Genomic DNA, 24,264 nt, shown 5'->3' with positions numbered 1-24,264 from the left:
GTCCCCCGTACGGGAGGGCAGGGCGGTGACCCGCCTCCTGAGCGGCACCCCCGGTGCGGTCTGGCACGATGAGCAGGTGCGACGACGAGCGAACGGCCCCCTTCTCGTGGTCGGAGCGCTCCTGGTCCTCGCGGGGCTCGCCCTGCTGCTCGCCGCGCGCTTCAGCATCGGCACCAGCCGCTGGGTCTACGTCAGCGAGATGGGCGCACCGGACCTGCCGACCGCCGGGACCTTCCGCATCGCCCTGCTGCTGGTCGCGGCCGGCGGCGTCGCCATCGCCGTCGGGGCGCGAGCGGTGCGGACGCGGCTGCTGCCCGGCTTCCGGCCGGCGCTGGCGATCCTCCTCGCCGCGCTGTGCTTCGCGCTCGCCTCGCAGGTGACCTGCTCGGCGGGCTGCCCGCTGCCGGTCGGTCCGGCGTTCAGCTGGCAGGACCTGATCCACACGTCGGCCGCGGTGCTCGGCTTCTCCGCGGCGTGCCTGGCGATGCTGCAGCTCGCCACGGCGCGGGAGCGGCCCGGGGTCGCCCGGCTGTCACTGGTCGCGGGCGTCGCGGTGGCCCTGGTGGCAGGAACCGGCGCGATCTTCTCGCTGCTGCGGCTGTGGCTGGGAGTCGGCGGCACCCTCGAGTTCGTCGCGACGGCGATCGCGGTGCTCTGGCTGGCCGTCGTCGGGCTCGTCCTGGCGGGCGAGGAGTTCAAGGGTGGGCTCGCTGGCGAGGAGTTCAAGGGTGGGCTCGCTGGCGAGGAGTTCAAGGGTGGGCTGGCCGGCGAGGAGCTCAGCGGCCGAGCCACTCCCGGACGTGGCCGCGGATCCGCTCCTGCTGCTGCGCCAGACCGGCGTCCCGCGACGGGACCCGCTCGAGGTCTGCGTCCGGAAGAGCCCTAGCCCACTGCTCGGCGACCGCGACCGGGTGCACCGGGTCGCGGTCGGCCGCGATCACCAGTGTGCGCGCGATGACCCCGCCGAGCTCGCCGGAGTCGCGGTAGGCGGCGTTGCGGGGGATCTCGGCCAGGCGGACGGCCCGCTCCTGTGCCTGCGGCGACCGGAACTGCAGGCAGAGCGCGTCTGCCGACGCGGGCGACACCTGGGCCGCGCGCTCGAAGAGGCCGGACGCTCGGAAGAGCCGCTCGCCGCGCTTGGCGCCGTGGTCGTGCAGGAGCTGCGCGATGACGGGGAAGACCGTGAGGTTGTCCGGCAGCGGCTCCGCGGTGAAGGCGGGGCGGACGAAGACGGCGCGGTCGATCGGCAGGACCTTGCGGCTGGCGAGCCGCAGGGCGATCGCGGCGCCCATCGAGATGCCGAGGACCGTGAGGGGCTTGTGCGCGGCTCCGGCCCGGATCACGTGCTCGGTGACCTCGTCGGCCAGGGCGTCGAGCGAGAAGTCGGCGGCGCCGCCGATCAGCTCGGAGGCGCCGTGCGCCCGGACGTCCGGGGCGATCACCTCGGTGCCGGCCGGCAGCGCTGCGCGCAGGAGTCCGAGCGGCTGGGAGCGGTCGCCGCCCAGGCCGTGCAGGAGCAGGGCGGTCATCTCCGGCCCGCGCGGGTTCTCTCGTGCAGCTCGGCCATCAGCATGCCGGCGAGGCGGACCAGCACGTGGATCTCGTCCTCGTCGCGGTCGACCCAGCGGAACTCGGGCACGGCGTCGATCGGCACGAAGTCGCGGTGCTGCTCCCAGACGACGAGGGTGCGCTCGGCGCCGAGGACGTACTGCTGCCAGAAGACCTGGCGCAGGTAGTGGCGCGGGATGCTGCGCCACTGCTTCGAGGTCGTCTTGATCTCGCAGAGCTCGAGGCGGCCGTCCTCGCGGAGGCCGATGCCGTCGGGAGTGGCCAGGTGGCGGCGCTCCTGGCTCGCGTGGAAGAGGGTGCTGCTCGGCTCGATCGCGTGCTCGCGGAGCACCCAGGCGGCGATCTCCGGCTCGCGGGCGCGGCCGTGGTCGGTGAAGGCGTTGCCGCTGAAGCTCGAGCCGTAGAGCTTGTCGAGCGCGGCGCGGTCGATGGCCGCGGGGGAGGACAGGCGCGCGACGTCGGTCGCGGTGATGCCCCGCGAGCGGGCGCGCAGCCAGGCGACGCGGTCGGAGGAGTCGGCCACGACCCGTCGGAGGTGCGGCGGCTTCGCGTCCACGAAGACGGGTTGCGTCTCCCAGGGGAACGAGAGCTGCAGATCGGGCACCGATTCATTCTCTGCCTCCCGGGCCGTCCTGCCCAACCGGCACGCCGTCGGCGGGGGGAGGTGCGATTGCACGTCAGGGCGCCGCGCACTGTCCTGGAGCATCGCTACCATGCCGGATGGCTTCCTTCACCTCGGACGTGATCCTGCTCTGCCTCACCCGCGACGGCGCCTGGGCGGGTGGCGGCACCGGCCCCTCGGAGGCGGCCGGAGCGGCTGCTGTGGCCGATGCGGTGCTCTCCGGAGCGCTGCGCCTCGAGGAGGGGCAGCTCGTCACGGTCGATGCGTCCCGGTTGCCTGCGGCGCTGGCCGCCGTGCTCGAGCGCACCACGGATCCGGGCGCCGTCGTCGGTGAGCTGGGCGAGGACGCGCTCCGGGCCGGGCTCGAGGAGCTCGAGGCGCGCGGCGATCTGACCGTGCAGCGCTCGCGGTTCCTCGGGATGCTGCCGACCGTGCGGATCACGGTGCTCGACGACGCGCGGCGCAGTGCGCTCCTCGCCGAGCTGACCGCCCTCGTCGAGGGCGAGCCGGCGGGGGAGCGCGGCGTCCTCGCCTTCGCGATCCTGGACGCCGCGCGCATCCTGCCCTTCGTCCGGGCGGTCTCGGAGGAGCGGCGCGTCGAGATCCTCCGCGGTGCGATCGACGCCGGCGGTCTCGCCGAGGGGGCGGCGCGGTCGGTCGAGCAGCTGCGGGTCGCGGTCTACACCTCCGTCTTCGCGGCCGGCCCGCTCCGCTGAGCGGCCCTCCGTCCCCGCCGCCAGCGGCGCGAGCGGACGCGGAACGGGGCGCGAGGCGCGCGCACACCCCGATAGGCGTCCGGTCGGAGTCGGCGCCACGAGCGAGAGGACGCGAACAGGGGTCGGCGGATCTCGCGGAGCCCGTCGACCGTCCACTCGACGACGGAGCGCGCGGAGCGGTCAGGCGCCGAGGAAGGCGTCGACCTCGGCGGGGGAGAGCAGGTGGCGGCGGACCATCAGGGCGGCGCCGCGGACGCCGCCGCCGGTGTCGCCGGAGGCCTGCACGATGTCGAGGGCGCGGGTCGCCAGGGGGAGTGAGCGGCGGTAGACCACCTCGCGGACGCCGGCGAGAACCTCGTGGCTCGCCTCCGCGATGCTGCCGCCGATGACGATGACGGAGGGGTTGAGCAGGTTGACGCAGGTCGCGAGCACCTCGCCGAGGTCGCGGCCGGCGGCGCGGGTCAGCTCGACGGTGGTCGGCTCGCCCGCGGTGAGCAGGGCGACGACATCGGAGGTGCTCGAGACCGGCAGTCCCGCGGCCGTGTGCAGGCCCGCGGCGGTGAGGCGGCGGGCGATGGCCGAGCCGCTCGCGATGGCCTCGAGGTCGGCCTCGCCGCGGTCGCCGGGCACCTGCACGTGGCCGAGGTCGCCCGCCGCGCCGAGGGCCCCGCGCTGGAGGGCGCCGCCGCTGACGATGCCGGCGCCGATGCCGGTGGAGACCTTCACGTAGAGGAGGTCGTCGACGTCGGAGTAGTGGGCGGCGTGCTCGCCGAGGGCGAGGAGGTTCACGTCGTTGTCCACGAGGACCGGCACGGGGAGGCTGCGGGCGACGGACGACGGGATGTCGAAGCGGTCCCAGCCGGGCATGATCGGCGGCTTCACCGGGCGGCCGGTCGCGTGCTCGACCGGGCCGGGGACGCCGACGCCGACGCCCGCGAGCGGACCGGCGCCGGGAGCCTCCTGGAGCAGCGCGCCGGCGACGTCGAGGGCGTGACCGAGGACGATCTGCGGGCCGTCGGCGATCGCGATCGCCTCGCGGCGCTCCGCCAGCACCCGGCCGTCGAGGTCGGTGAGGGCGACGGTCGCGTGCGCGGCGCCGAAGTCGATGACGAGGAGGCTGCGCGCGCGGGCGTCGAAGGCGACGCGGCCGGCCGGGCGCCCGCCGGAGGAGGGGGCGTCGTCGCGGCGGGCGACGAGTCCGGTGGCGATCAGCGCGTCGAGCTGGGCGGAGACGGCGGCCCGCGGCAGGCCGGTCTCGGCGACGACGTCGGCCCGGGTGCGCGGCGCCCCGTCGGACAGCAGGAGCAGCAGCTCGCCCACCGCGCTGATCGAGGAGCGGCGACGCGGGGACATGGCTGGAGTCAACCACAGCGAACACGTCTTCTGCGCGTCGGGAGCGCGCTTTCCCGCGCCACTCGACGGGGTTTTGCTTGGCTGCAAGCAAAAGTCCGCGTAGGGTCGGGGGACCAATGTTCGACGTCGATCAGGAGCACCCCCCGGTGGCCACACCCCCAGACCTCTCCGTCCAGCTGTACTCGGTCCGCGACGCGCTCGCCGCCGACCTGCCCGCCGCGCTCGACCGGCTCGCCGGCCTCGGCTTCGCGAAGGTCGAGCTGTTCGACGTCGTGAACCGCGCCGACGCCTACCGCTCCGCACTCCCGGCCAGCGGGCTCACCGCGCCGAGCGCGCACGCCCGCCTCCTCGAGACCGGGGCGCCGGTCGAGGAGATCCTCGACATCGCCGCCTCGCTCGGCGTGCAGACCGTGATCGACCCCATGGTCGACCCGGAGCGCTGGACCAGTGCGGATTCCGTCGCTGGAGTCGCCGACGAGCTCAATGCGCTCGTCGACTCCGCCGCGTCGCGCGGGCTGGCGCTCGGCTACCACAACCACGCCTTCGAGTTCGAGAACCGCGTCGACGGCCGCAGCGCCTTCGAGCACCTCGCGGGCCTGCTCGATCCGCGCATCGTCCTCGAGTTGGACACCTACTGGGCCGCGGTCGGCGGTGACGACCCGGTCGAGGTGCTCGGCCGCCTCGGCGACCGCGTGCAGTTCCTGCACATCAAGGACGGGCCGATCTCGAAGGAGACGCTGGAGCAGCTGCCCGCGGGCGAGGGCGCGATGGACGTCCCGGCGATCCTCGCCGCCGCCCCGCAGTCCCTCGCCGTCCTCGAGTTCGACGCCTACGCGGGCGACGTCTTCGAGGGCCTCGCCTCCGGCCGCCGCTACGTCTCGGAGCTCGGCGCATGAGCGGCACCGGGCGCGTCGGCGTCGGCGTCATCGGCGCCGGTAACATCAGCACGCAGTACCTGACCAACCTCACCGTCTTCCCCGACCTCGAGGTCCTCTTCGTCGCCGACATCGACCTCGACCGCGCGCGGGCGCAGGCCGAGGCCTTCGGCGTGCCGGCCTCGGGCACGGTGGACGAGCTGCTCGCGCACCCCGGCATCGAGATCGTCGTGAACCTCACCATCCCGGCCGCCCACGTCGAGGTGGCGCGGAAGGCCGTCGAGGCGGGCAAGCACGTCTGGACCGAGAAGCCGTTCTCGCTCGACCGCGACAGCGGCGTGGAGCTGCTGGCCCTCGCGAAGGAGAAGGGGCTGCGCGTCGCCACGGCGCCCGACACCTTCCTCGGCGCCGGCCTGCAGACCGCGCAGCGCATCATCGAGAGCGGGGCCATCGGCACGCCGCTCTCGGCGATCACCCTCTTCCAGGGCCCGGGCCCCGAGGGCTGGCACCCGAACCCCGAGTTCTTCTTCACCACCGGCGGCGGCCCGCTGCTGGACATGGGGCCGTACTACATCACGACCCTCGTGCAGAACCTCGGCCCGGTCGAGAGCGTCACCGCGGTCTCCTCGCAGGCGCGCGCGACCCGCACCGTCGGCTCCGGCCCGCGCGAGGGGACCGAGTTCCCCGTCACGATCCCGACGCACATCGGCGGGCTCCTGCGCTTCGAGTCGGGCGCCTCGGCGCAGGGCGTCTGGAGCTTCGAGTCGAGCCTGCCGCGGATGGGCTTCGTCGAGATCAACGGCTCGGAGGGCACCCTCGTGCTGCCCGACCCGAACATGCACGACGGCGAGCTGACGCTGTACCGGCGCGGCGGGTCCGAGCCCGAGGTCATCCCGGCCACCGGCTCGACCGCCTCGCGCGGCACCGGCGTGCTCGAGCTCGCCCGCGCGATCCGGGCCGACCGCCCCGAGGCGGCGTCGGGTGACCTGGCGTACCACGTGACCGACGTGATGCTGTCGCTGCTCGAGGCCGCCGAGACCGGCGAGAAGGTGCTCGTGGAGAGCACCGTCGCGCCGCGCCCCGCTCTGCCCGAGGACTGGGACCCGAGCGAAGCGACGCTCGTCTGATGGGCGGACCCCTGCGGGTCGGCGTGCTCGGCGGCGGCTTCATGGCCGCCGTGCACAGCCGGGCGGCCCGCAGTGCGGGCGCGGTGCTCGCGGGCATCGCCTCCTCCAGCCCGGCGAAGGGCGAGCGGGCGGCCGGTGAGCTCGGATTCGAGGTCGCCTACGACGACGCTCGCGCGCTGATCGAGGACGACTCGATCGACGTGGTGCACGTCTGCACGCCGAACGGGACGCACGCCGGGCTCGCGCTCGCGGCGATCGCGGCGGGCAAGCACGTGGTCTGCGAGAAGCCGCTCGCGGCGACGACGGCGGAGGCGACGGCGCTCGTCGAGGCCGCCGCCGAGGCCGGAGTGGTCGCCACGGTGCCGTTCGCCTACCGCTTCCACCCGATGGTGCGCGAGGCGCGAGCCCGGGTCGCGGCCGGCGAGGCCGGGCGGCTCGTCACGGTGCGCGGCAGCTACCTGCAGGACTGGCTGCTCGGCGCCTCCGACGACAACTGGCGCGTCGACCCGGCGGCGGGCGGGCGCTCGCGCGCCTTCGCCGACATCGGCTCGCACCTGGTCGACCTGCTCGAGTTCGTCACGGGCGAGCGGATCGCGGCGCTCGCTTCGCTCACGAGCACCGTGCACGCCGAGCGCGGTGGCCGTCGGGTCGAGACCGAGGACGCGGCCGGAGTGATCGTGCGTCTCGCGGGCGGCGCCGTGGGCACGCTGCTCGTCTCGCAGGTGACCGCGGGGCACCGCAACGAGCTGGTGCTCGAGGTCTCGGGGCTCGAGGAGTCGCTGCGGTTCGAGCAGGAGCTGCCCGAGACGCTGTGGGTCGGGCGGCGCGACAGCGCTGCGTTGATCCCGCGCGACGGGTCGATCCTCCGCCCCGATGCGGCACGGCTCTCGATCGTGCCGAGCGGGCATCCGATGGGCTACCAGGACGCGTTCACCGCGTTCGCCCGCGACACCTACGCCGCCGTCGCGGGTGCCGAGGTCGAGGGTCTGCCGACCTTCGCCGACGGCCTGCGCGCCGCGCGGATCACGGACGCCGTGCTCGACGCGTCGGCGGCCGGCGCCTGGGTGGACGTCCCGGCCTAGCCGCCTCCGCGAGATGCCATTTGTGCACGCCTCTCACGGCGTGTCGCGTGCACAAGTGGCATCTCGCGGCAGTCCGGCTTACGCGGACTCGGCGTCCTTGGCGGCGCGCTCGGCCTTCAGGCGGGCCTGCTCGCGGCGGACCTCGGCGTAGGAGTTCTGCTCGACGCGGAGCCACTCGGGGACCTCGTCGAGGAGGGCCTGGATCTGCTCGGTCGTGAGCGCCTCGTCGATGCCGCCGCGGGCCAGGCCCGAGATCGACACGTTGAGGCGCGAGGCGATCACCGGGCGCGGGTGCGGGCCGGTCTCGCGGAGCTTCGTCAGCCACTCCGGCGGGTTCGCGACGAGGTCGTCGTACTGCTCGCGCGTGATCGCCGACTCCTGGAACTCCTCCGGAGTCGCGGGAAAGAAGATCTGGAGCTTCTTCGCCGCGGTCGCAGCCTTCATCGTCTGTGTCGCCTTGGCCATGCGGCAACCCTACCGGTGGGTGCGCAGGACCTACCCTGGACGGATGAGCGACGAGCCGGACCCCCGCGAGCAGCCGGCACACCGCGAGGACGCGGGCGGCCTGGACGACAGGGCCGACGCCGCGCAGACGGAGTTCGAGACGCCGGAGCCGGACGACGCCGTGCCGGACGACGCCGTGCTCGACGACGCGGAGCCGGACGACGCCGAGCGGGACGTCGCCGAGCCCGAGGGCCCGGCCCTCCTGATCGCGCTGGTGCCCGGCGTCACGCCGACCAAGTGGACCCGCGTCTGGGCCGAGCGCCGACCCGACCTGCGGCTCCGGGTGCTCCCGATCGCCGAGAGCGAGCAGGAGGAGGTGCTGCGCGACGGCCGCGCGCAGATCGTCTTCGTGCGCGGCGACGTGCGCAGCGACTCCGTCAGCTCGATCCTGCTCTACGAGGAGCAGCCCGTCGTGGTCCTGCCCCGCGACCACGCCTTCGCCGACGCCGAGGGGATGGACGTCGCCGACCTCGCGGACGAGCACCTGCTGCAGGAGCCGGCGACGGTGCCGGAGTGGGCGGCGCTCGCCGTGGAGATCGCGGACGGGACCCGCCGCGCGCTGCCGCGGATGGCCGGACTCGACGACGCGGTCGAGCAGGTCGCGGCCGGCGTCGGCGTGCTGATCGTGCCGCAGTCGGTCGCCCGCGTGCACAGCCGGAAGGACGTGCGGGTCGTCCCGGTCAGCGGCGTCGCGCCCACCAGCATCCGCCTCGCCTGGGCGACCGAGGACAAGACCGACGACGTCGAGGACTTCATCGGCGTCGTCCGCGGCCGCAGCGCGAACACGACCCGCGGCACTGCGGCGACCCCGAAGGTCGAGTCGCGCGCGAAGGCGGCGAAGGCGAAGGCCCGCGAGGCGCGGGAGAAGCGCGAGAAGGCGGGCGGCGGGAAGAAGAAGCCCGCCCGGCCCGGCGGGACCGCGCGGCCGGCGGTGCGGCGGACCCGGAAGCCCCGTGGGCGCTGAGCGCGCCGCGCACTGGAGCCTCCGTCCCGGGACGCTCGACGACGCCCCGGTCATAGCCGAGCTGCGCGCCGTCGTGATGCGGCCGGACCTCGACCGGCTCGACCGCTACGACGAGCACCGGGTGCGTCACCGCTTCCTGGACGGCTACCGGCCGGAGCACACCCGCGTGATCGAGGTGGACGGCGAGCTCGTCGGCTGCATCGCCTCGCGCCTCGAGGAGGACGCGGTCTGGATCGAGCACTTCTACCTTGCGACCGCCGCGCAGGGGCGCGGGATCGGGGCGGCGGTCCTCCGGCGGGTGATGCTCGAGGACGGGCGCGCCGATCGGCCCTTCCGGCTCGACGTGCTGCGGGGGAGCGCCGCCCGCCGGCTCTACGAGCGGCACGGCTTCCGCTACGAGAGGCCCGAGGGGGAGTGGGACGAGATCCTCGTCGCGCCGCCGCTCACGCCTGCGGCGGGCTGACTGCGACTCCGGGACAGCTCCGGCACGTCACCTCCGGCACGTCGGAACGGCTCCGGCTCGCGGGAATCGCGACTCCGGAGCACCTCCGGCTCGCGGAGTCGGCTCCGGCTCGCGGGAGTCGGCCGTTTCGACGAGCCGGACGAGGTTCTGCGTGCCGGAGGACCGCCAGTGGGTGCGCTCCCGGCTCGCGGGTCTAGGGTGCGCAGATGCCCACGAGCGATGAGACCTGGACCCTGGCCGACCACGATGTACCGGTGTACTGCAGCGGGGAGGGCGGGCGCGTCCTCATCCTGATCCACGAGGTGTGGGGGGTCGACGGCCACATCCGCTCGGTCGCCGACCGGTACGCGGCCGAGGGCTTCCGGGTCGTCGCGCCCGAGCTGCTCGCCGACAGCGGGCTGCTCGAGCAGCTCGAGACCGAGCAGCGCGCTGACTACGACCACCCGGTGCGCCGGCTGCCGCGCCAGGTCGAGCTGCGGACCTTCTTCGCCCCGGTGTTCACGCCGCAGCACGCGGTGCGGACGGTCGCGATCCTCCGGGCGCTGGTCGAGCGGCTCCTGCGCGAGGAGGGGACGACGAGCGTCTCCGTCACCGGCTTCTGCTACGGCGGCACCTTCAGCTGGGCCCTCGCGCTCGCGGAGCCGCGCGTGGCCGCGGCGGTGCCGTTCTACGGGCACAACACGGCCTCGGCGGAGGAGCTCGGCTCGCTGCGGGTGCCGGTCCTCGCGTTCTACGGCGACCAGGACGAACCGCTGATGGCGCAGGTGCCCGGGATCCGCGAGGCGACCGCGGGCAAGGAGGTGGAGGTCGTCGTGTATCCGGGGGCGGGGCACGCGTTCTTCAACGACGCGAACGAGGGCATGTACCGGGCGGACGCGGCGACCGACGCGTGGCCGCGTGCGCTGGCGTTCCTGCGGGAGCACGCGGGCTGAGGCGGTCGGCGGCACGTCCGCCGAGCTGTGCCCGCACACTTGCTGATCGAGTAGCCCGCGCAGCGGGCGTATCGAGATCCACCGACGTCTGGACGTGAGTCTGCAGATCCGCCCTGTTGGGGGCGGCGGGTCTCGATACGCCCCTGCGGGGCTACTCGACCAGCATGTGTGCTCCTCCGCCGTCAGGCGACGTCGCGGACGTGGCCGCCCTTGAGGTGCAGGCGGCGCTGGGCGCGGCGGGCGACGGTGGAGTCGTGGGTGACGATGACGAGGGTGAGGCCGAGGTCCTTCCAGAGGGTCTCGAGCAGCGTCATGATGTCGTCGCGGGTGTCCTCGTCGAGGGCGCCGGTCGGCTCGTCGGCGAGGAGCACCGTCGGGTTCTTGACCAGCGCGCGGGCGATCGCGACGCGCTGCTGCTGACCGCCGGAGAGCTCGGCGGGCAGGTGGTCGAGGCGGTCGGCGAGGCCGACCGAGGCGAGCGCCGCCTTCGCCCGCTCGGCCCGCTCCGCCCGCGGGATGCGCTGCGGAGCGAGGGCCGTCTCGACGTTCTCGAGCGCGGTGAGCGTCGGGATGAGGTTGAAGCTCTGGAAGACGATCCCCACCTCCCGCGCGCGGATGGCCGCGAGGCGCGCATCGCCCGCCGAGGAGATCTCGTGCTCGCCGAGGACGACGGTGCCCGAGGTGGGCCGGTCGAGCGCGCCGAGCATCTGCAGCAGCGTCGACTTGCCGCCGCCGGTCGGTCCCTGGATCGCGACCATCTGCCCGTCCGGGATGGTGAGGGTGACGTCCTTCAGCGCGGTGACCTTCGTCTTCGCTCCGTCGTAGCTCTTGGTGACGTTCGTGAGGGTGTACATGCGGGTGTCCTTCCGGGGACGAGGGGACGAGGAGTCGAGGGGGTCAGCCGACCGAGCGGAGCGCCGCGGCCGGGCGCAGGCGCGAGGCGCGCCAGCCGCCGAGGGCTCCGGCGAGCAGCCCGCCGAGGACGGCGAGGCCGACCGCGAGCAGGATCACCGGCACGGTGACGGGGAGCGAGAGCGCCACCTCGGTGGCCGCGGCGGTCTGCGCGGCGCCGGGGCCGCCTCCGCCGAAGCCGCCGCCGGGACCACCGGCGCCCATCGCCGAGGTGCTGGTGGAGGTGCCCGAGAGCGTGGGCGCGATCAGATTGACGATCGTGACGCCGACGAGCCCGAGGACGATGCCCGCGGTGCCGCCGATCAGCCCCTGGACGACCGACTCGCCGGCCACCTGGCGCACGATCGCGCCGTTGCTCCAGCCGATGGCCTTGAGCGTGCCGAACTCGCGGGTGCGCCGAGTGACGCCCGAGACGGTGAACAGGATCGCGATCAGGAACGCGGCGGCGAGGACCAGCAGCGAGAGCCAGGTGCCGAGGTTCGCGACCAGGTCGCCCGCGGTGGAGAGCGAGCCGGAGACGCTCGAGGCGAGATCGGCCTGCGTCGAGACGGTCGCGTCGGGCAGCGCGGTCTGCAGGGCGGTCTGAATCGAGGAGATGTCCTCGGAGGAGGCGGCCTGGACGTAGACGGAGGAGATCAGGCCGGCCTGGCCGGAGAGGGTCTGGGCGACGTCGAGCGGGATGTACGTGTCGGAGGCGGTGCTCGCGTCCGTGGAGTCGGTCGTGACGATGCCGATCACGCTGAAGGCGGTTCCGCCGATGTCGACGGTCGAGCCGACGGACAGCGCGGCCGTGGTCGCGTAGGAGGAGTCGACGACGACGACGTCCTGGCCCGCGTCGTCCGTGGTGAAGGTGCGGCCGTCGGTGAGGCTCACGTCGGCCAGGGGGCCGATCGCGGAGCCGGCCGGGTCGAGGCCGAGCACCGAGAAGGAGTCGACGCCGAAGGAGGAGCCGCCCGCGCCGTCCGGGCCGCCCGTGGGCGCCTCGCCGGCCGCCGGAGCGGTGCCCGCTGCTCCCTGGTCCGCGGTGCCGTCCGTGCCGCCCTGCTGGGAGGAGCCGGGCAGCTGCCCGCTGAAGGTGGTGTTGTTCAGCGAGAGAACGCCGATCGCAGCGGAGACGCCGGTCACGCCCTGCGCGGTGGCGACGGCCGAGGCGTCGAACGTGGTCGTGCCGCGGTCGGCCTCGAGGCGTGACTGGCTGACGGAGGTGGTGCCGTCGTCGGTCGTGCCGTCGGTGGAGCCGAAGTCGAAGCGCTGGCCGGGGGCCTCGCCCTCCGTCGGCGCGGCGGCGGCCTGGGTCACGGTGATGTCGGTGCCGACGCCGTAGACGGACTCGAGGACCGAGGCCTGGGCGCTGCGGACGCCGGCGGAGAACGAGGTGACGAGGATCACGAGGGCGATGGCGAGCGCCATACCGGCGGCGATGATCATCGTCTGCCGGCGGCGGTTGGTCAGCTCTCGCCGGAGATAGGTGGCGAACATGGCGTCCTTCGGTCGGGGAGGACGAGCGGAGGGGCCCGCTCGACGTCCCGACAGTAGGAAGGCCGGCTATCCGAGTCGTCTCTGTCGTCTTTGAGTCGCCGATGAGCGAGCGCCTGCGGAAGGGTCGTGGCGAGGCCGAGGATCGCGACGTCGCGGCCCGCGGTGCTGGCGCCGACACCGTCCACCAGCGGCTCGCGGCCCTCGATCGGCTGCTCGGCCGGGAGTGGCGGGAGCAGGTGCTGGAGCTGCAGGTGCTGCTGCGGCTGCGTTGCGCCGCGGAGGACCTCGACGACGGCTGACCCGGCGGCGGATCCGTCCGGGCCCGCCAGCGGGGCGCGATTCCGCGACGCCTGATCGGGCCGCGCGGCGAGCCTGCGCCCGGCGGATCGGACCGCGGGCGAGCCCTCGGCCGTGGGAGCGGCGAGCGGCGGTGCCCGGAACGGCGCGGAATCGAGTGTTCGACCTCAGAGGCCGCGTTCAGAGCGCTCCCAGGATCAGACGGAAGCGAAGGATCCTCGCCGGCTCCGGCGGTGTGGATCGAAAGGGGGACAGCTCCCTAGCTTTCCCCTTGTCCGGACGTGGGGGGTTCCTCCGACGCACGGCCTCCGACCCCACTCCTCTCGAAAGGGAACCCGTGCCCGAGAACTCCATCTCCCGCCGAAACCTCGCCAAGACCGCTGCGTGGAGCGTGCCGGTCGTCGCCGTCGCCATCGCCACGCCCGCCGCCGCCGCGTCGAACGCGACCGTCGACATCGTCGTCTCGCGCACCTGCCGCACGCTCACGGTGGGCAACGCCGTGCCGCGCTTCACGGTGTCCGCCGTGACCGGCAACATCCCCGCCGGCACGACCTTCACGCTGACCAGCCCGCGCCTGGCCAATGTGGGTGTCTCGGCCACGGGTGCGAACGTCGGCGTCCTCGTCAACAACACCATCACCTTCACGATCGTGACGGCGACCCCGTCGGCGATCATCGACATCACGGGCGTCCTCGGGGTCTTCGCCGTGGCCGAGTTCCGGCTCTCCCTCGCCAGCGTCCCCGCCGGCTACACGGAGACCAACACCGGGAACAACACCGCGGCAGCGAACCTCACCGGTGTCTCCGCCTTCCCGCTGACCGGCTTCCTCGGGGTCTGCCTCCCGATCTAGGTCTCGACCACGGGGGAAGGCGGAGTCCGTCGTCCCCATTGATCCGACCACCACAGAAGCGCCAGGACCGGTTCGGGGTCCTGGCGCTTCTGCGTTCCCGGGCGCGATCGCGCCGTCGTTCCGTCCCCGGGGCTTCCCCCTGCCTCCCGCGCGGCCCTAGGCTCGCGCCACCCGGTACGAACCGATGGAGGCGCGATCATGACGGCGACCAGCGAGAAGACGGCACCTCCCGAGCTCAAGCGGGTCCTCGGCCCCAAGCTCCTCCTGCTGTTCGTGGTGGGGGACATCCTCGGCACCGGCATCTACGCCCTGACCGGGCAGGTCGCCTCGGAGGTGGGCGGTGCCGCCTGGCTGCCGTTCGTGATCGCCTTCGTCGTCGCGACGCTCACCGCCTGCTCCTACCTCGAGCTGGTGACCAAGTTCCCGCAGGCCGCCGGGGCCGCGCTCTACGCGCACAAGGCGTTCGGGATCCACTTCGTCACCTTCCTGGTCTGCTTCACCGTGATGGCGAGCGGGATCACCTCGGCCTCGGCCGCCTCCGGCGCGTTCGCGAGCAACTTCGCGATCGGCTTCGGCCTCGGCGACGGCGCGGGCACGCGGCTGAGCATCGCGCTGATCTTCATGGTCTGCATCGCGCTGGTGAATCTGCGCGGAGTCGCGGAGAGCGTCGGCCTCAACGTGGTGCTCACCCTGATCGAGCTGTCGGGCCTGCTGCTGGTGATCCTCGTCTGCTCCTTCGCGGTCTTCGGCGGCCAGGCCGACTTCTCCCGGGTCGTCGCCTTCGAGACGCCCGAGGACAAGTCGCTGCTGCTCGCGATCAGCACCGCCACCTCGCTGGCCTTCTTCGCGATGGTCGGCTTCGAGGACTCGGTCAACATGGCCGAGGAGACCAAGGATCCGAGCCGCATCTTCCCGAAGGTGATGCTGACCGGTCTCGGCATCACGGCCGTCGTCTACGTGCTGGTCTCGACGCTGGCCGTCGCGATCGTGCCGATCGGCGAGCTGGCCGGCAACGACACCCCGCTCGTGACGGTCGTCGAGACGGCCGCGCCGGACTTCCCGATCTCGACGCTGCTGCCGTTCATCTCCCTCTTCGCCGTCGCGAACAGCGCTCTGATCAACATGATGATGGCCAGCCGACTGCTCTACGGGATGAGCAAGCAGGGCGTGCTGCCGCCGTTCCTGAAGAACGTGCTGGCCGGCCGGCGGACGCCGTGGGCGGCGATCCTGTTCACCACGGTCCTCGCGCTGCTGCTCACCGCGTACGTGTCGCGCGACCCCTCCGACCCGATCGCGGTCCTGCTCGGCGGCACCACGTCGCTGCTGCTGCTCGCGGTCTTCGCGGTGGTGAACGTCGCGGTCCTGGTGCTGCGGCGCCAGCCGGTCGAGCACGAGCACTTCCGGACGCCGACCGTGCTGCCGGTGCTCGGCGCGATCGCCTGCGTCTACCTGGTGCTGCCGATCACCTCCGGTCGCGACATCGCGCAGTACGAGATCGCGGCCGTGCTGCTCGTGATCGGCGTGCTGCTCTGGTTCGCGACCTTCATCGACCGGCGCGTGCGCGGCTACGCCCGCTCGGCGGTCGTCGACCCGGAGGAGTTCGACGCCGATCCGGCCGACGAGTCGGCGCGGGCGCCGAAGCGCTAGGGCGGCAAGCCCATGCTGATCGAGTAGCCCGCGCAGCGGGCGTCTCGAGATCCGCCCGCCCCTGATGGACGGGTCTGCACGCGAGCCCTATTGGTCACGGCGGGTCTCGATGCGCCCCTGCGGGGCTCCTCGACCAGCATGCAGAGGGGCACGGCCGCGTCCTCCTCCTCACAGCCGAGACGCGACGCGGCTTCGCCGCTCGGGACGAGAGGGGGACTTCCGCTTTCGGAGAAAGCCGGCCGGGCGTCCATCGCCGCCGTCGCTCTCCGGCCGCGCACAGCCGGGCCATCGCCCGGGCATAGCGCGCTCATAGGAAACTCCTGATACTGGGGAGTCATGAGCACCCCGGCCCCTTCGAAGCACCTCGCCTCCGCGCAGCGCACCCGCCTCAAGCGAGCGGACGGCACGCCGATCCGCGTCCTCGTCGTCGACGACGAGAGCACCCTCACCGATCTGCTGCAGATGGCGCTGCGCTACGAGGGCTGGGAGGTGCGCACCGCTGCCGAGGGCCGCTCCGCGATCACGATCACCCGCGAGTTCCGCCCCGACGTCATCGTGCTCGACGTGATGCTGCCCGACATCGACGGGCTGCAGGTGCTCCAGCGGATCCGCGCCGACGGCAGCGAGACCCCGGTCCTCTTCCTCACCGCCAAGGACGCGCTCGACGACCGCATCGCGGGGCTCACCGCCGGCGGCGACGACTACGTCACCAAGCCGTTCTCGCTCGAGGAGCTCGTCGCCCGGATGCGCGGGCTGATCCGCCGCTCCACCCTGCTCGCCAACGACGCCGACGACCCGGAGGTCGTCGTGGGCGACCTCGTCCTGAACGAGGACAGCCACGAGGTGCGCCGGGCCGGCACCGACATCGAGCTGACCGCGACGGAGTTCGAGCTGCTGCGCTTCCTGATGCGGAACCCCCGCCGTGTGCTGAGCAAGGCGCAGATCCTCGACCGGGTCTGGTCGTACGACTTCGGTGGCAGATCGAGCGTGGTCGAGATCTACATCTCCTACCTCCGCAAGAAGATCGACGCCGGGCGCTCGCCGATGATCCACACGGTCCGCGGCGCCGGCTACCTGCTGAAGCCCGCCGAGCAGTGACGACCGGGGGCGGGCGGCTGCGTCCCACACTCGGCGACTTCGCCACCCGGTCCGCGCTGCGGCGCTCGAACGCGGCCCGCCGCGCGCCGTGGACGCTGCGGCGCCGCATGGTCGTCGCCGTCGTCGCGCTGGTCGCGGTGACCGCGGGGATCGTCGGCACGGTGAGCGTGCTGTCCCTGCGCGGGATCCTCTACGACAACGCGGAGACCCAGCTCTCGGAGTCGCTGGACCGGCTGGCCGGATTCGACGGGCCGAGCCAGTTCGCCGGCTCCAGCGCGATCGAGCGCGCGACGACCTGCCCGAGCGGCGACTTCGCGGGGCGGCCGAACCAGGACACCCAGACGATCACCGCGGTGCTCGGGTCGACCGGCGCCTACACCGGCGCGTACATCGACAGCTCCGGGTCCTGCCGGGAGTTCGCCGAGCCCGCCGACTCCGTCCTCGCCGACGCTGTGCAGAGCCTCGGCGACGCGACGACGCTCGACCTCGGCGGCGCCCTCGGCGAGTACCGGGTCGAGGCGCGGCTCGTCGACGGCGCGGTCGTGCTCGTCGGCGTCCCGCTCGGCCAGACGGAGGAGACGCTCGGCACCCTCACCACCGTCGTGGTCGTCGTCGTCCTGCTCGCGATGCTGCTGGTCGCCCTGATCGCGACCGCGATCATCCGGGTGGCGCTGCGCCCGCTCGAGCGGGTGGAGGCGACGGCGACCCGCGTCGCCGAGCTGCCGCTGGAGCGCGGCGAGGTCGAGCTGATCGAGCGCGTGCCGGAGGAGGACGCCGACGTCCGCACCGAGGTCGGCCGGGTGGGCGCCGCCTTCAACCGCATGCTCGACCACGTCGGCGGTGCTCTGGAGTCGCGCCAGGCCAGCGAGAACAAGGTCCGGCAGTTCGTCGCCGACGCCTCGCACGAGCTGCGCACGCCGCTCGCGGCCATCCGCGGCTACGCCGAGCTGCCCCGTCGCGGCGACGTCGAGCTCTCCGGGGCAGCGGAGTACTCGCTCGATCGGATCGAGTCGGCGGCGACCCGGATGACCTCGCTCGTCGAGGACCTCCTGCTGCTGGCGCGCCTGGACGAGGGCCGCGATCTCGAGACGGAGCCGGTCGATCTGACGATGGTGCTGATCGAGGCCGTATCGGACGCGCACGTCGCCGGACCCGACCACGAGTGGGACCTCGACCTGCCGGAGGAGCCGATCGAGATCCGCGGCGACGGCTTCCGGCTGCACCAGGTGGTCGCGAACCTGCTGCGGAACGCCACCGTCCACACGCCGCCGGGGACGCGCGTCGTCGCGGCGCTCGCCGAGGACCGGGACGAGCGCGGCCGGCCGATCGCGGTGGTGACGATCACCGACTCCGGTCCGGGCATCGACGAGGCGCTGGTGCCGGTGCTGTTCGAGCGCTTCGCCCGTGGCGACTCCTCCCGCGCGCGGACGACCGGCTCGACGGGGCTGGGCCTCGCGATCGTGGCGGCGGTGGTCGACGCGCACGGCGGACGCGTGCTGGTCGAGTCCGAGCCGGGGCGCACGAGCTTCCGCGTGGAGCTGCCGGCGGGCTGACGACTGTCGGGTGCCTGTTCGATCCGCGGGCGACCCCGCCCGGAAGGCGCTCTCCTCCGCGCAGGAGCGGCGCGGGGTGGCCGGATCATCTGCAGATCGGACTTCCGCGCGTCAGACCTCGACGCCCAGGCGCCGGCGCGCCTCGTCCAGCGTGCGCACCACCTGCACCGTCTCGTCCAGCGGGTGCACCGGCGACTCGGTGCGCCCCTCCGCCACGTACTGCGCGAGGTGCACCGCCTCCCAGGCGAGGCCCTCGCCGCCCTGCAGCCCCGTCTCGTCACGCCACGAGGCGCTGTCGGAGCCGCGGGTCAGGGTGACGCCGCTCGGCGTCCAGAACGACGGGTGCACGTCGATCCGCCCCTCGCTGCCCGCGACGCTCGCGGCGTGCAGGGTGTCGGCGAGCACGGTCGACGTCGCGACCGACTGGACGCCGTGCGCGTGCCGCCCGACGATCGTCGCCATCGCGTCCACCCCGGTCGAGGTCAGGGCGCCGGCGACGACGGTGCTCTGCGGGGCGCCGGCCACCATCGAGACGAACGAGGAGGCGTAGACGCCCACGTCGAGCAGGCCGCCGCCCGCCAGCGCCGGATCGAAGATGCGGCTGGCCGGGTCGAACGCGAACGCGGCGCCGAAGTCGGCGGAGACCAGCGCGGGATCGCCGACCGCGCCGTCCGCGAGCAGCTGCCGGACGACGTCCATCTGCGGCAGGTAGCGCATCCACATCGCCTCCATCGCGAAGACGCCGGCGTCGCGCGCGGCGTGGACGATCATCTCGGCCTCGCCCGCCGTGGTGGCGAACGGCTTCTCGACGAGGACGTGCTTGCCCGCGGCGATCGCGCGCAGGGCCTGGCGCGCGTGCTCCGAGTTCGGCGAGGCGATGTAGACGACGTCGACCTCCGGGTCGTTCACGACGGCCTCGTAGCCGGCCGAGGCCCGCTCGACGCCGAAGCGCCGCGCGAACTCGTCCGCGCGCTCCTGGGAGCGCGAGCCGACGGCGACGACCCGCTGCCGCGTGTGCTTCTGCAGCGCGTCGACGAAGGTGCCGGCGATCGAGCCGGGGGCGAGGACTCCCCAGCGCAGCACCGGGGAGTCGAGGAGCGAGGGGAGCCGGGGCTCGGGAAGCGTCAGTGCCATCCCGCCACGCTATTCCCTCCTCCTGCACGACGCCGAGCCCCCGTCGCGCAGGCCCGGAGCTCCTGAGTCGCCCGAGAAGGCTCGTTCCCGGGCTGGAGAACGAGCCCTCCCGGGCGACTCGCCGATGCGGCCCGCCGACTCCCGCGGCGGCGGCGCGCACCCCTAGGGTGTGAGAACCCGCGCCGCCGCGGGCGGAGGAGGCGTCATGCCGGAGTGGTACACCCTCGGCGTCGTCGCCCTGGTCATCGTCGTGGTCGTCGTCGCGATCGTCCGCTTCCGCTTCAATCCGGTGCTCGCGCTCGCCGTGGGCGCCGCGGCCATCGGGCTGCTGACCGGGCTCGGTCCCGTCGACACCGTCTCGACCATGACCCGCGGCTTCGGCGAGGTGATGATGGAGGCGGGGCTCCTGATCGGCTGGGGCGTCCTGATCGGCGCGATGCTCAACGAGATGGGCGCCGTCGTGCGCCTCGTCGAGGGGCTGCTGCGGGTCTTCGGCAAGCGCGGCATCCCCTACGCGCTGGGGCTGTCCTTCGCCACGTATCTGCAGACGATCTTCGTCGACGCCCTGATCGTCATCGCGGCACCGCTCGCCCGGAGGATCGCGCCGCGGCTCGGCCGGAACGGCACCGGGATCGTCGCGGTCACCTTCGCCGTCGGCCTCGAGATGGGCATCGTGATGATGGTGCCGGGCTTCGCGGCCGTGGCGCTCGCGGGGCTGCTCGGGGTGCCGCTCGGCGTGATGATGCTGGGCGGCTTCGCGGTGGTCGCGCCGACCGTGGTGCTCACCATCCTCCTGATGTCGCTCGCCTTCCGGATGGGCTTCTGGGACCCGGCGCGCGACGAGCAGCTCGTCGTCCGCGACGAGACCGCCGGGCTCGCCACGGTGCCGGCGGGGGAGCGGGTGGAGGGCGAGGCCGCCGGCGGGTCGGCCTCGGCCGGGTCCGCACGATCCGCGGGAGGCCCGTCCGACGGCGGCGAGCGCGGGACGGACGGTGGCCGTGACTCCGCCGGAGCGCTCGACTCCGCCGTCGCGCACGACGCCGACGCCCCGCGCGAGCGCCCGCTGCTCCTGCTGTTCGCCCCGATGCTGCTCGCGCTGCTGCTCATCGCCGCTCAGGCCGTGCTCTCGGTCGCGGGCGCGGAGGTGCCGGTGCTGCAGTTCCTCGGCAACCCGGTGATCGCGCTGCTGCTCGCCGTGATCGCCACCGGGCTCGTCGGCCGCTCGGTCGCGGGCACGGCGCGGATGGAGAAGGCGGTGGCGAAGGGCTTCCAGGACGGCGGCCAGATCTTCCTGCTCACCGGCGTCGGCGGGGCGCTCGCCGCGGTGATCGCGGAGGGCGACCTCGGCGAGGTGCTGAAGGGCTACTTCTCGGCGAACGCCTCCGCGCCGCTGCTGCTGGTCTGGGTGATGGCGGCCGTGCTGCACATCGCCGTCGGCTCGGTCACCCTCTCGGCGATCACCGCCGCGGGCGTCGTCGCCCCGGTCGCCGCGACCCTCGGACTCGACCCGCTGCTGATCGCGCTCGCCGCCGGCTCCGGCGCGCTGTTCTGCATCCACGTCACCTCGAACACCTTCTGGCTGCTGCAGAGCTTCCTCGGCCAGTCCGTCCGCGGCGCCCTCAAGTCGGTGACGGTCGGCGTCTCCCTCGCCTCGGTCCTGGCCCTCGGCATGGTGCTCCTCCTCTCCCTCTTCCTGGGCTGACCCCGCTGACCCCCAGCGCGAGATGCCACTTGTGCACGCCTTTCACGGCGTGTCGCGCGCACAAGTGGCATCTCGCGAGGGGGGGGCGGGCGTGACACGTGCCGGAAACACGGGTGGCCTAGGTTCCTGAGAGGGTTCACACGTTGCTTCGAGGTCGATGACGCAGGAGCGAGCGCGGAGCCTCGTCCGCGCCGACCTCCGACACGAAAGATCTCCGCTTGAGAACACGCACCGCCCTGACCTCCGGCTGCGCGGCCCTCGCGCTCGCCGCCGGCGGTCTGCTGATCGCGCCCGCCGCGACAGCGACCACCACCGCGACACCGACCGCCGCCGCACCCTCCGCCTTCGAGCGGGTGGACCTCGTCCGCCCCGCCTCGGCGCCGATCACCGAGCCCGCGAGCTACCCCTACCGGGAAGCCCTCACCGAGGTCGCGGTCGATCCGACCGACGCCTCGCTGACCCGCGGCGTCACGCCGTACGACCAGATCGCGCCGGCGCTGAACGACCTCGCCGCGCGCTCCGACCGCGTCTCGACCCAGGTGGTCGGGAAGTCCGGCCTCGGCCGCGACATCTACCTGGTCACCGTCACCGCACCCGAGTCCGCCGCCGAGACCGCGCAGCAGGCCGAGTGGCGCGATCGCCTGAAGAACGAGCCGGAGGCGGCCGCAGCCGACGCCGAGCTGATGGCCGAGTACAAGGTGCCGACCTGGTTCAACGGCAACATCCACGGCAACGAGTGGGAGGGATCCGACGCGATCCTGGACTACATCGAGAAGGTCGCCACCGCCGAGGACGCCGAGACCGAGGCGCTCCTCGAGGGCAACCGCCTCTACTTCACCGTCACCAACAACCCCGACGGCCGGGCCCTCGGCCAGCGCGCCGTCGCGGCGGGCTACGACCCCAACCGCGACATGATCACGGGAGCGACCAACGAGGCGGCCGTCATCCGCGACCTCTCCAGCGTCCTGCAGCCGACCTACTTCATCGACATCCACGGCTACACCGGCATCCTGCAGGTCGAGCCCTGCGGCCCGCCGCACGGCGAAAACTACGAGTACGACCTGTTCCTGCCGCACGCCTACGCGACCGCGCTCGAGATCGAGCGCCGCGTCGTCGAGGCGGACGTGCCCGGCAACACCTACAAGGCGGCCGACGGCAGCGTCACGACCGAGAACACGGGCCAGATCCTGATCCCCTACCGCGACATCCGCGCGGGCTGGGACGACTGGCCCCCGATCTTCGCGCCGCAGTACGTCGCCTTCCAGGGCGCGATCACCAACACGGTCGAGCTGCCGCTGGGCCGCACCGACAACGAGACGCCCGAGCAGATCGCCGAGGGCCAGGCGAACGCCGACATCGACATCGAGATCGCCGGGATCGTCATGGACGCCTCGGTCGACTACATCGAGGCCAACCGCGACGCCCTGCTGAGCAACCAGGTGCAGATCTTCGAGCGCGGCGTCACCGGCGCCCCCGCCGTCGAGATCCCCGCCGACGTCTCCGCCTCGGACCTGCCGGCCGGCACGCCGACCGAGTGGACCGAGATCTGGGACAAGACCGACGTCTACACGACCGAGTACCCCCGCGCCTACGTCATCCCCGCCGGTGACGCCCAGCGCTCGGCGTCCGACGCCGAGACCCTCGTCGCGCAGCTGCTCGCGCACGGCGTCGAGGTCGACCGCACGACCACGGCGATGACCGCGGGCGGCACGACCTACCAGGCCGGCTCCTACGTCGTCGACATGCACCAGCCCGTCCGCGGCCTCGCGAACGTGCTGCTCGCCGACGGCACCGACATCTCCGACCGCGTGCCCGAGATGTACGACGTCTCGGCCTGGAGCCTCTCGCTGCTCTGGGGCGCCGACGTGATCCCGGTCGGCTCCACGCTCGACCCGATGCCCGCCGTCGAGCTCGAGCCGGTCACCGCGGTCGCTCCGAGCGGCAGCGTCCCCGCGGACGCCGGCTACCTCGCCTTCGAGCCGCGCGGCGTGCTCGAGTACCAGGCGGTGAACGCGCTCCTGGGCGCCGGAGTCGCGCTCGAGCAGTTCGCCGACGGCACGATCGCCCTCCGCGCCGACGCCGACGGCCTCGCCGCCGCGAAGGCCGCCGCCGCCGAGTTCGGCGTCGACTTCTCGGCGACCACCGCCGAGCGGATCGAGGACGAGGACGGCACCGCGCTCTCCGCCGTCCGCGTCGCCTACTCCGGCTCGCACGAGGACCGCGACGCGCTGGCCAAGCTCGGCTTCGCCGACGCGGTCGCCGTCACGGCCGAGACGCTCGCCTCGGGCGAGACCGTCCTGACCGACGCGGACGTGCTGCTGCTGGGCCGCGCGCTGTCCTTCACCCCGGAGCAGGCCGCGGGCCGCACCGCCGTCGAGGAGTTCCTCGCGGCGGGCGGCGACGTGGTCGGCCGCGGCGGAGCGGGAGCGGCCTTCGCGACCGACTTCGGCCTGGCGACGCTGACCGCGCAGACCGGCACCGGCGGCTCGAACGGCATCGTCTCGGTCGAGACCCCGGCCGACGGGATCCTCGGCGACTATCCGCAGGACACCGCCTTCGTCTCGCCGGCCCTCTGGTTCGACGGCTTCGACGCGTCCGTGACGGTGGAGCAGAGCTACGCCGCCGAGGACACCTTCGTCGCCGGGCACTGGGTCGCCTCCGAGGGCCAGTCCCGGAGCGACGCGGCCGGGCAGGCCTCGGCCGTCTCGTTCGCGACGGAGTCGGGCACCGAGGGCTTCCTCTTCGGCACCTCGCCGGTCTTCCGCAACCACCCGGTCGGCGCGTTCAGCGACGTCGCCCGAGCGCTGCTCGCCGTGGCGCCCGAGGGCGCGGCCGTCGAGCTGCCGGGGACGCCGGAGCCGACGGCGACGCCGACCGCGACGCCGGAGCCGACGGCGACTCCTGAGCCGACCGCGACGCCGGAGCCGACCGCGACTCCCGAGCCGACGGCCACGCCCGAGCCGACCGCGACCCCGGAGCCCACCGCGACTCCCGAGCCGACGGTGACCCCGGAGCCCTCCGCCACGCCGGAGCCGACCGCGACCGCCGCTCCGACGGTCGCGCCCACCGCGGCTCCGGAGCCCACCGCCACGGCGACCGCGGCACCCGTCGCGACGCCCGGCACCGGCGGCCTCGCGTCGACCGGCGTCGACACCGGCCCCTGGCTGCTGCTCTCGGGAGGTGCTGTCGTGCTCGGTCTCGGCGCCCTGCTGATCGCCCGCAGCCGCCGCGAGGCCGAGGAGGCGTAGCCTCCGCCCCGGGAGGGCCGGCGAGCACGATCCGCCGGCCCTCCCGCCTCGCTCTCTCCGCACGACCGCAACGCCGCACGACCGCACCTCCGCACCTCCGCACGCCCGCACCTCCGCACCTCCGAACGCCCGCACTT

22 protein-coding genes are annotated in these 24,264 nt (G+C 73.5%); 15 read left to right on the top strand and 7 right to left on the bottom strand.

Annotated features, from left to right (window positions below):
- Positions 1-25: 25 nt before the first annotated feature.
- Positions 26-886: a DUF998 domain-containing protein gene (locus tag GTU73_RS15760; RefSeq protein WP_244231668.1), complete on the top strand. Its 861-nt coding sequence runs from the start codon at positions 26-28 to the stop codon at positions 884-886.
- Here the strand turns inward: GTU73_RS15760 and GTU73_RS15755 are convergent.
- On the bottom strand, positions 777-1,529 hold the full coding sequence (locus GTU73_RS15755) for an alpha/beta fold hydrolase (RefSeq protein ID WP_160090616.1): 753 nt from the start codon (positions 1,527-1,529) through the stop codon (positions 777-779). The genes GTU73_RS15760 and GTU73_RS15755 overlap by 110 nt on opposite strands.
- Positions 1,526-2,125 carry a YqaJ viral recombinase family protein gene (locus GTU73_RS15750; protein ID WP_243581359.1) on the bottom strand — a complete coding sequence of 200 codons (600 nt, stop codon included), beginning with the start codon at positions 2,123-2,125 and terminating at the stop codon, positions 1,526-1,528. Before GTU73_RS15750 ends, GTU73_RS15755 begins: the two co-directional genes overlap by 4 nt.
- A gap of 164 nt (positions 2,126-2,289) precedes the next feature.
- Here GTU73_RS15750 and GTU73_RS15745 point away from each other — a divergent pair, with 164 nt between their 5' ends.
- Positions 2,290-2,907 (top strand): GPP34 family phosphoprotein, encoded by a 618-nt coding sequence (locus GTU73_RS15745; protein WP_160090614.1) that lies wholly within the window; start codon positions 2,290-2,292, stop codon positions 2,905-2,907.
- 180 nt (positions 2,908-3,087) lie between these two features.
- Here the strand turns inward: GTU73_RS15745 and GTU73_RS15740 are convergent, their stop codons facing one another.
- Positions 3,088-4,260, bottom strand: a complete 1,173-nt coding sequence (locus tag GTU73_RS15740; RefSeq protein WP_160090613.1) for an ROK family transcriptional regulator — start codon at positions 4,258-4,260, stop codon at positions 3,088-3,090.
- 146 nt (positions 4,261-4,406) lie between these two features.
- Here GTU73_RS15740 and GTU73_RS15735 point away from each other — a divergent pair, with 146 nt between their 5' ends.
- From GTU73_RS15735 to GTU73_RS15725, 3 genes are read left to right on the top strand one after another with little or no spacing between them, the layout of a single operon-like run.
- On the top strand, positions 4,407-5,156 hold the full coding sequence (locus tag GTU73_RS15735) for a sugar phosphate isomerase/epimerase (RefSeq protein ID WP_244231667.1): 750 nt from the start codon (positions 4,407-4,409) through the stop codon (positions 5,154-5,156).
- The gene (locus GTU73_RS15730) at positions 5,153-6,262 is read left to right on the top strand and encodes a Gfo/Idh/MocA family oxidoreductase (protein ID WP_160090611.1); all 1,110 of its coding nucleotides are present in this window, start codon (positions 5,153-5,155) and stop codon (positions 6,260-6,262) included. Before GTU73_RS15735 ends, GTU73_RS15730 begins: the two co-directional genes overlap by 4 nt.
- Complete coding sequence (locus GTU73_RS15725) at positions 6,262-7,344, top strand: Gfo/Idh/MocA family oxidoreductase (protein ID WP_160090610.1); 1,083 nt, start codon at positions 6,262-6,264, stop codon at positions 7,342-7,344. Before GTU73_RS15730 ends, GTU73_RS15725 begins: the two co-directional genes overlap by 1 nt.
- A gap of 78 nt (positions 7,345-7,422) precedes the next feature.
- On the opposite strand, the gene GTU73_RS15720 is transcribed toward GTU73_RS15725, so the two are convergent.
- Positions 7,423-7,809, bottom strand: a complete 387-nt coding sequence (locus tag GTU73_RS15720) for a DUF5997 family protein (RefSeq protein WP_160090609.1) — start codon at positions 7,807-7,809, stop codon at positions 7,423-7,425.
- 43 nt (positions 7,810-7,852) lie between these two features.
- Between GTU73_RS15720 and GTU73_RS15715 the strand changes: the two genes are divergently transcribed.
- The 3 genes from GTU73_RS15715 (at position 7,853) to GTU73_RS15705 (ending at position 10,207) form a co-directional block, all read left to right on the top strand.
- Positions 7,853-8,812: a LysR family substrate-binding domain-containing protein gene (locus GTU73_RS15715; RefSeq protein WP_160090608.1), complete on the top strand. Its 960-nt coding sequence runs from the start codon at positions 7,853-7,855 to the stop codon at positions 8,810-8,812.
- Positions 8,802-9,275: a GNAT family N-acetyltransferase gene (locus GTU73_RS15710; RefSeq protein WP_244231666.1), complete on the top strand. Its 474-nt coding sequence runs from the start codon at positions 8,802-8,804 to the stop codon at positions 9,273-9,275. The genes GTU73_RS15715 and GTU73_RS15710 overlap by 11 nt, the downstream gene beginning before the upstream one ends.
- 206 nt (positions 9,276-9,481) lie before the next feature.
- Entirely contained in the window at positions 9,482-10,207 is a 726-nt protein-coding gene (locus tag GTU73_RS15705) for a dienelactone hydrolase family protein (RefSeq protein WP_160090607.1), read from the top strand.
- A 182-nt stretch (positions 10,208-10,389) separates the two neighbouring features.
- Here GTU73_RS15705 and GTU73_RS15700 read toward each other — a convergent pair whose 3' ends face one another.
- Both GTU73_RS15700 and GTU73_RS15695 read right to left on the bottom strand, forming a co-directional pair.
- Positions 10,390-11,061, bottom strand: coding sequence for an ABC transporter ATP-binding protein (locus GTU73_RS15700; protein ID WP_160090606.1), 672 nt, complete (start codon positions 11,059-11,061; stop codon positions 10,390-10,392).
- 43 nt (positions 11,062-11,104) lie between these two features.
- Positions 11,105-12,598 (bottom strand): FtsX-like permease family protein, encoded by a 1,494-nt coding sequence (locus GTU73_RS15695; protein ID WP_160090605.1) that lies wholly within the window; start codon positions 12,596-12,598, stop codon positions 11,105-11,107.
- Between the two features lie 101 nt (positions 12,599-12,699).
- Here GTU73_RS15695 and GTU73_RS15690 point away from each other — a divergent pair, with 101 nt between their 5' ends.
- The 5 genes from GTU73_RS15690 (at position 12,700) to GTU73_RS15670 (ending at position 18,043) form a co-directional block, all read left to right on the top strand.
- The gene (locus GTU73_RS15690) at positions 12,700-12,897 is read left to right on the top strand and encodes a hypothetical protein (RefSeq protein ID WP_160090604.1); all 198 of its coding nucleotides are present in this window, start codon (positions 12,700-12,702) and stop codon (positions 12,895-12,897) included.
- A 335-nt stretch (positions 12,898-13,232) separates the two neighbouring features.
- A complete protein-coding gene (locus tag GTU73_RS15685) occupies positions 13,233-13,745 on the top strand; it encodes a hypothetical protein (protein WP_160090603.1) in 513 nt (170 codons plus the stop codon).
- A 198-nt stretch (positions 13,746-13,943) separates the two neighbouring features.
- Positions 13,944-15,392 carry an APC family permease gene (locus tag GTU73_RS15680; protein ID WP_160090602.1) on the top strand — a complete coding sequence of 483 codons (1,449 nt, stop codon included), beginning with the start codon at positions 13,944-13,946 and terminating at the stop codon, positions 15,390-15,392.
- A gap of 336 nt (positions 15,393-15,728) precedes the next feature.
- On the top strand, positions 15,729-16,490 hold the full coding sequence (locus GTU73_RS15675; protein ID WP_160090601.1) for a response regulator transcription factor: 762 nt from the start codon (positions 15,729-15,731) through the stop codon (positions 16,488-16,490).
- A complete protein-coding gene (locus GTU73_RS15670; protein WP_244231665.1) occupies positions 16,487-18,043 on the top strand; it encodes a HAMP domain-containing sensor histidine kinase in 1,557 nt (518 codons plus the stop codon). The genes GTU73_RS15675 and GTU73_RS15670 overlap by 4 nt, the downstream gene beginning before the upstream one ends.
- A gap of 111 nt (positions 18,044-18,154) precedes the next feature.
- Here the strand turns inward: GTU73_RS15670 and GTU73_RS15665 are convergent, their stop codons facing one another.
- Entirely contained in the window at positions 18,155-19,177 is a 1,023-nt protein-coding gene (locus GTU73_RS15665; RefSeq protein ID WP_160090600.1) for a Gfo/Idh/MocA family oxidoreductase, read from the bottom strand.
- A gap of 205 nt (positions 19,178-19,382) precedes the next feature.
- Between GTU73_RS15665 and GTU73_RS15660 the strand changes: the two genes are divergently transcribed.
- Positions 19,383-20,879 carry an SLC13 family permease gene (locus GTU73_RS15660; protein ID WP_160090599.1) on the top strand — a complete coding sequence of 499 codons (1,497 nt, stop codon included), beginning with the start codon at positions 19,383-19,385 and terminating at the stop codon, positions 20,877-20,879.
- A gap of 218 nt (positions 20,880-21,097) precedes the next feature.
- Complete coding sequence (locus GTU73_RS19530) at positions 21,098-24,127, top strand: M14 family zinc carboxypeptidase (protein ID WP_160090598.1); 3,030 nt, start codon at positions 21,098-21,100, stop codon at positions 24,125-24,127.
- The last annotated feature ends 137 nt before the right edge of the window (positions 24,128-24,264 follow it).

Origin of the sequence: Rathayibacter sp. VKM Ac-2804, from assembly GCF_009866655.1 — a bacterium.
GTDB lineage: Bacteria > Actinomycetota > Actinomycetes > Actinomycetales > Microbacteriaceae > Rathayibacter.
The sequence above is the reverse complement of the archived record's forward strand: the minus strand, read 5'-3'. Positions and strand labels throughout refer to the sequence as shown.

Coding starts and splice junctions, on each gene's coding strand:
- GTU73_RS15755 (WP_160090616.1), bottom strand. CDS start 1,529: ATGACCGCCCTGCTCCTGCACGGCCTGGGCGGCGACCGCTCCCAGCCG.
- GTU73_RS15745 (WP_160090614.1), top strand. CDS start 2,290: ATGGCTTCCTTCACCTCGGACGTGATCCTGCTCTGCCTCACCCGCGAC.
- GTU73_RS15740 (WP_160090613.1), bottom strand. CDS start 4,260: ATGTCCCCGCGTCGCCGCTCCTCGATCAGCGCGGTGGGCGAGCTGCTG.
- GTU73_RS15730 (WP_160090611.1), top strand. CDS start 5,153: ATGAGCGGCACCGGGCGCGTCGGCGTCGGCGTCATCGGCGCCGGTAAC.
- GTU73_RS15725 (WP_160090610.1), top strand. CDS start 6,262: ATGGGCGGACCCCTGCGGGTCGGCGTGCTCGGCGGCGGCTTCATGGCC.
- GTU73_RS15720 (WP_160090609.1), bottom strand. CDS start 7,809: ATGGCCAAGGCGACACAGACGATGAAGGCTGCGACCGCGGCGAAGAAG.
- GTU73_RS15715 (WP_160090608.1), top strand. CDS start 7,853: ATGAGCGACGAGCCGGACCCCCGCGAGCAGCCGGCACACCGCGAGGAC.
- GTU73_RS15705 (WP_160090607.1), top strand. CDS start 9,482: ATGCCCACGAGCGATGAGACCTGGACCCTGGCCGACCACGATGTACCG.
- GTU73_RS15700 (WP_160090606.1), bottom strand. CDS start 11,061: ATGTACACCCTCACGAACGTCACCAAGAGCTACGACGGAGCGAAGACG.
- GTU73_RS15695 (WP_160090605.1), bottom strand. CDS start 12,598: ATGTTCGCCACCTATCTCCGGCGAGAGCTGACCAACCGCCGCCGGCAG.
- GTU73_RS15690 (WP_160090604.1), top strand. CDS start 12,700: ATGAGCGAGCGCCTGCGGAAGGGTCGTGGCGAGGCCGAGGATCGCGAC.
- GTU73_RS15680 (WP_160090602.1), top strand. CDS start 13,944: ATGACGGCGACCAGCGAGAAGACGGCACCTCCCGAGCTCAAGCGGGTC.
- GTU73_RS15675 (WP_160090601.1), top strand. CDS start 15,729: ATGAGCACCCCGGCCCCTTCGAAGCACCTCGCCTCCGCGCAGCGCACC.
- GTU73_RS15665 (WP_160090600.1), bottom strand. CDS start 19,177: ATGGCACTGACGCTTCCCGAGCCCCGGCTCCCCTCGCTCCTCGACTCC.
- GTU73_RS15660 (WP_160090599.1), top strand. CDS start 19,383: ATGCCGGAGTGGTACACCCTCGGCGTCGTCGCCCTGGTCATCGTCGTG.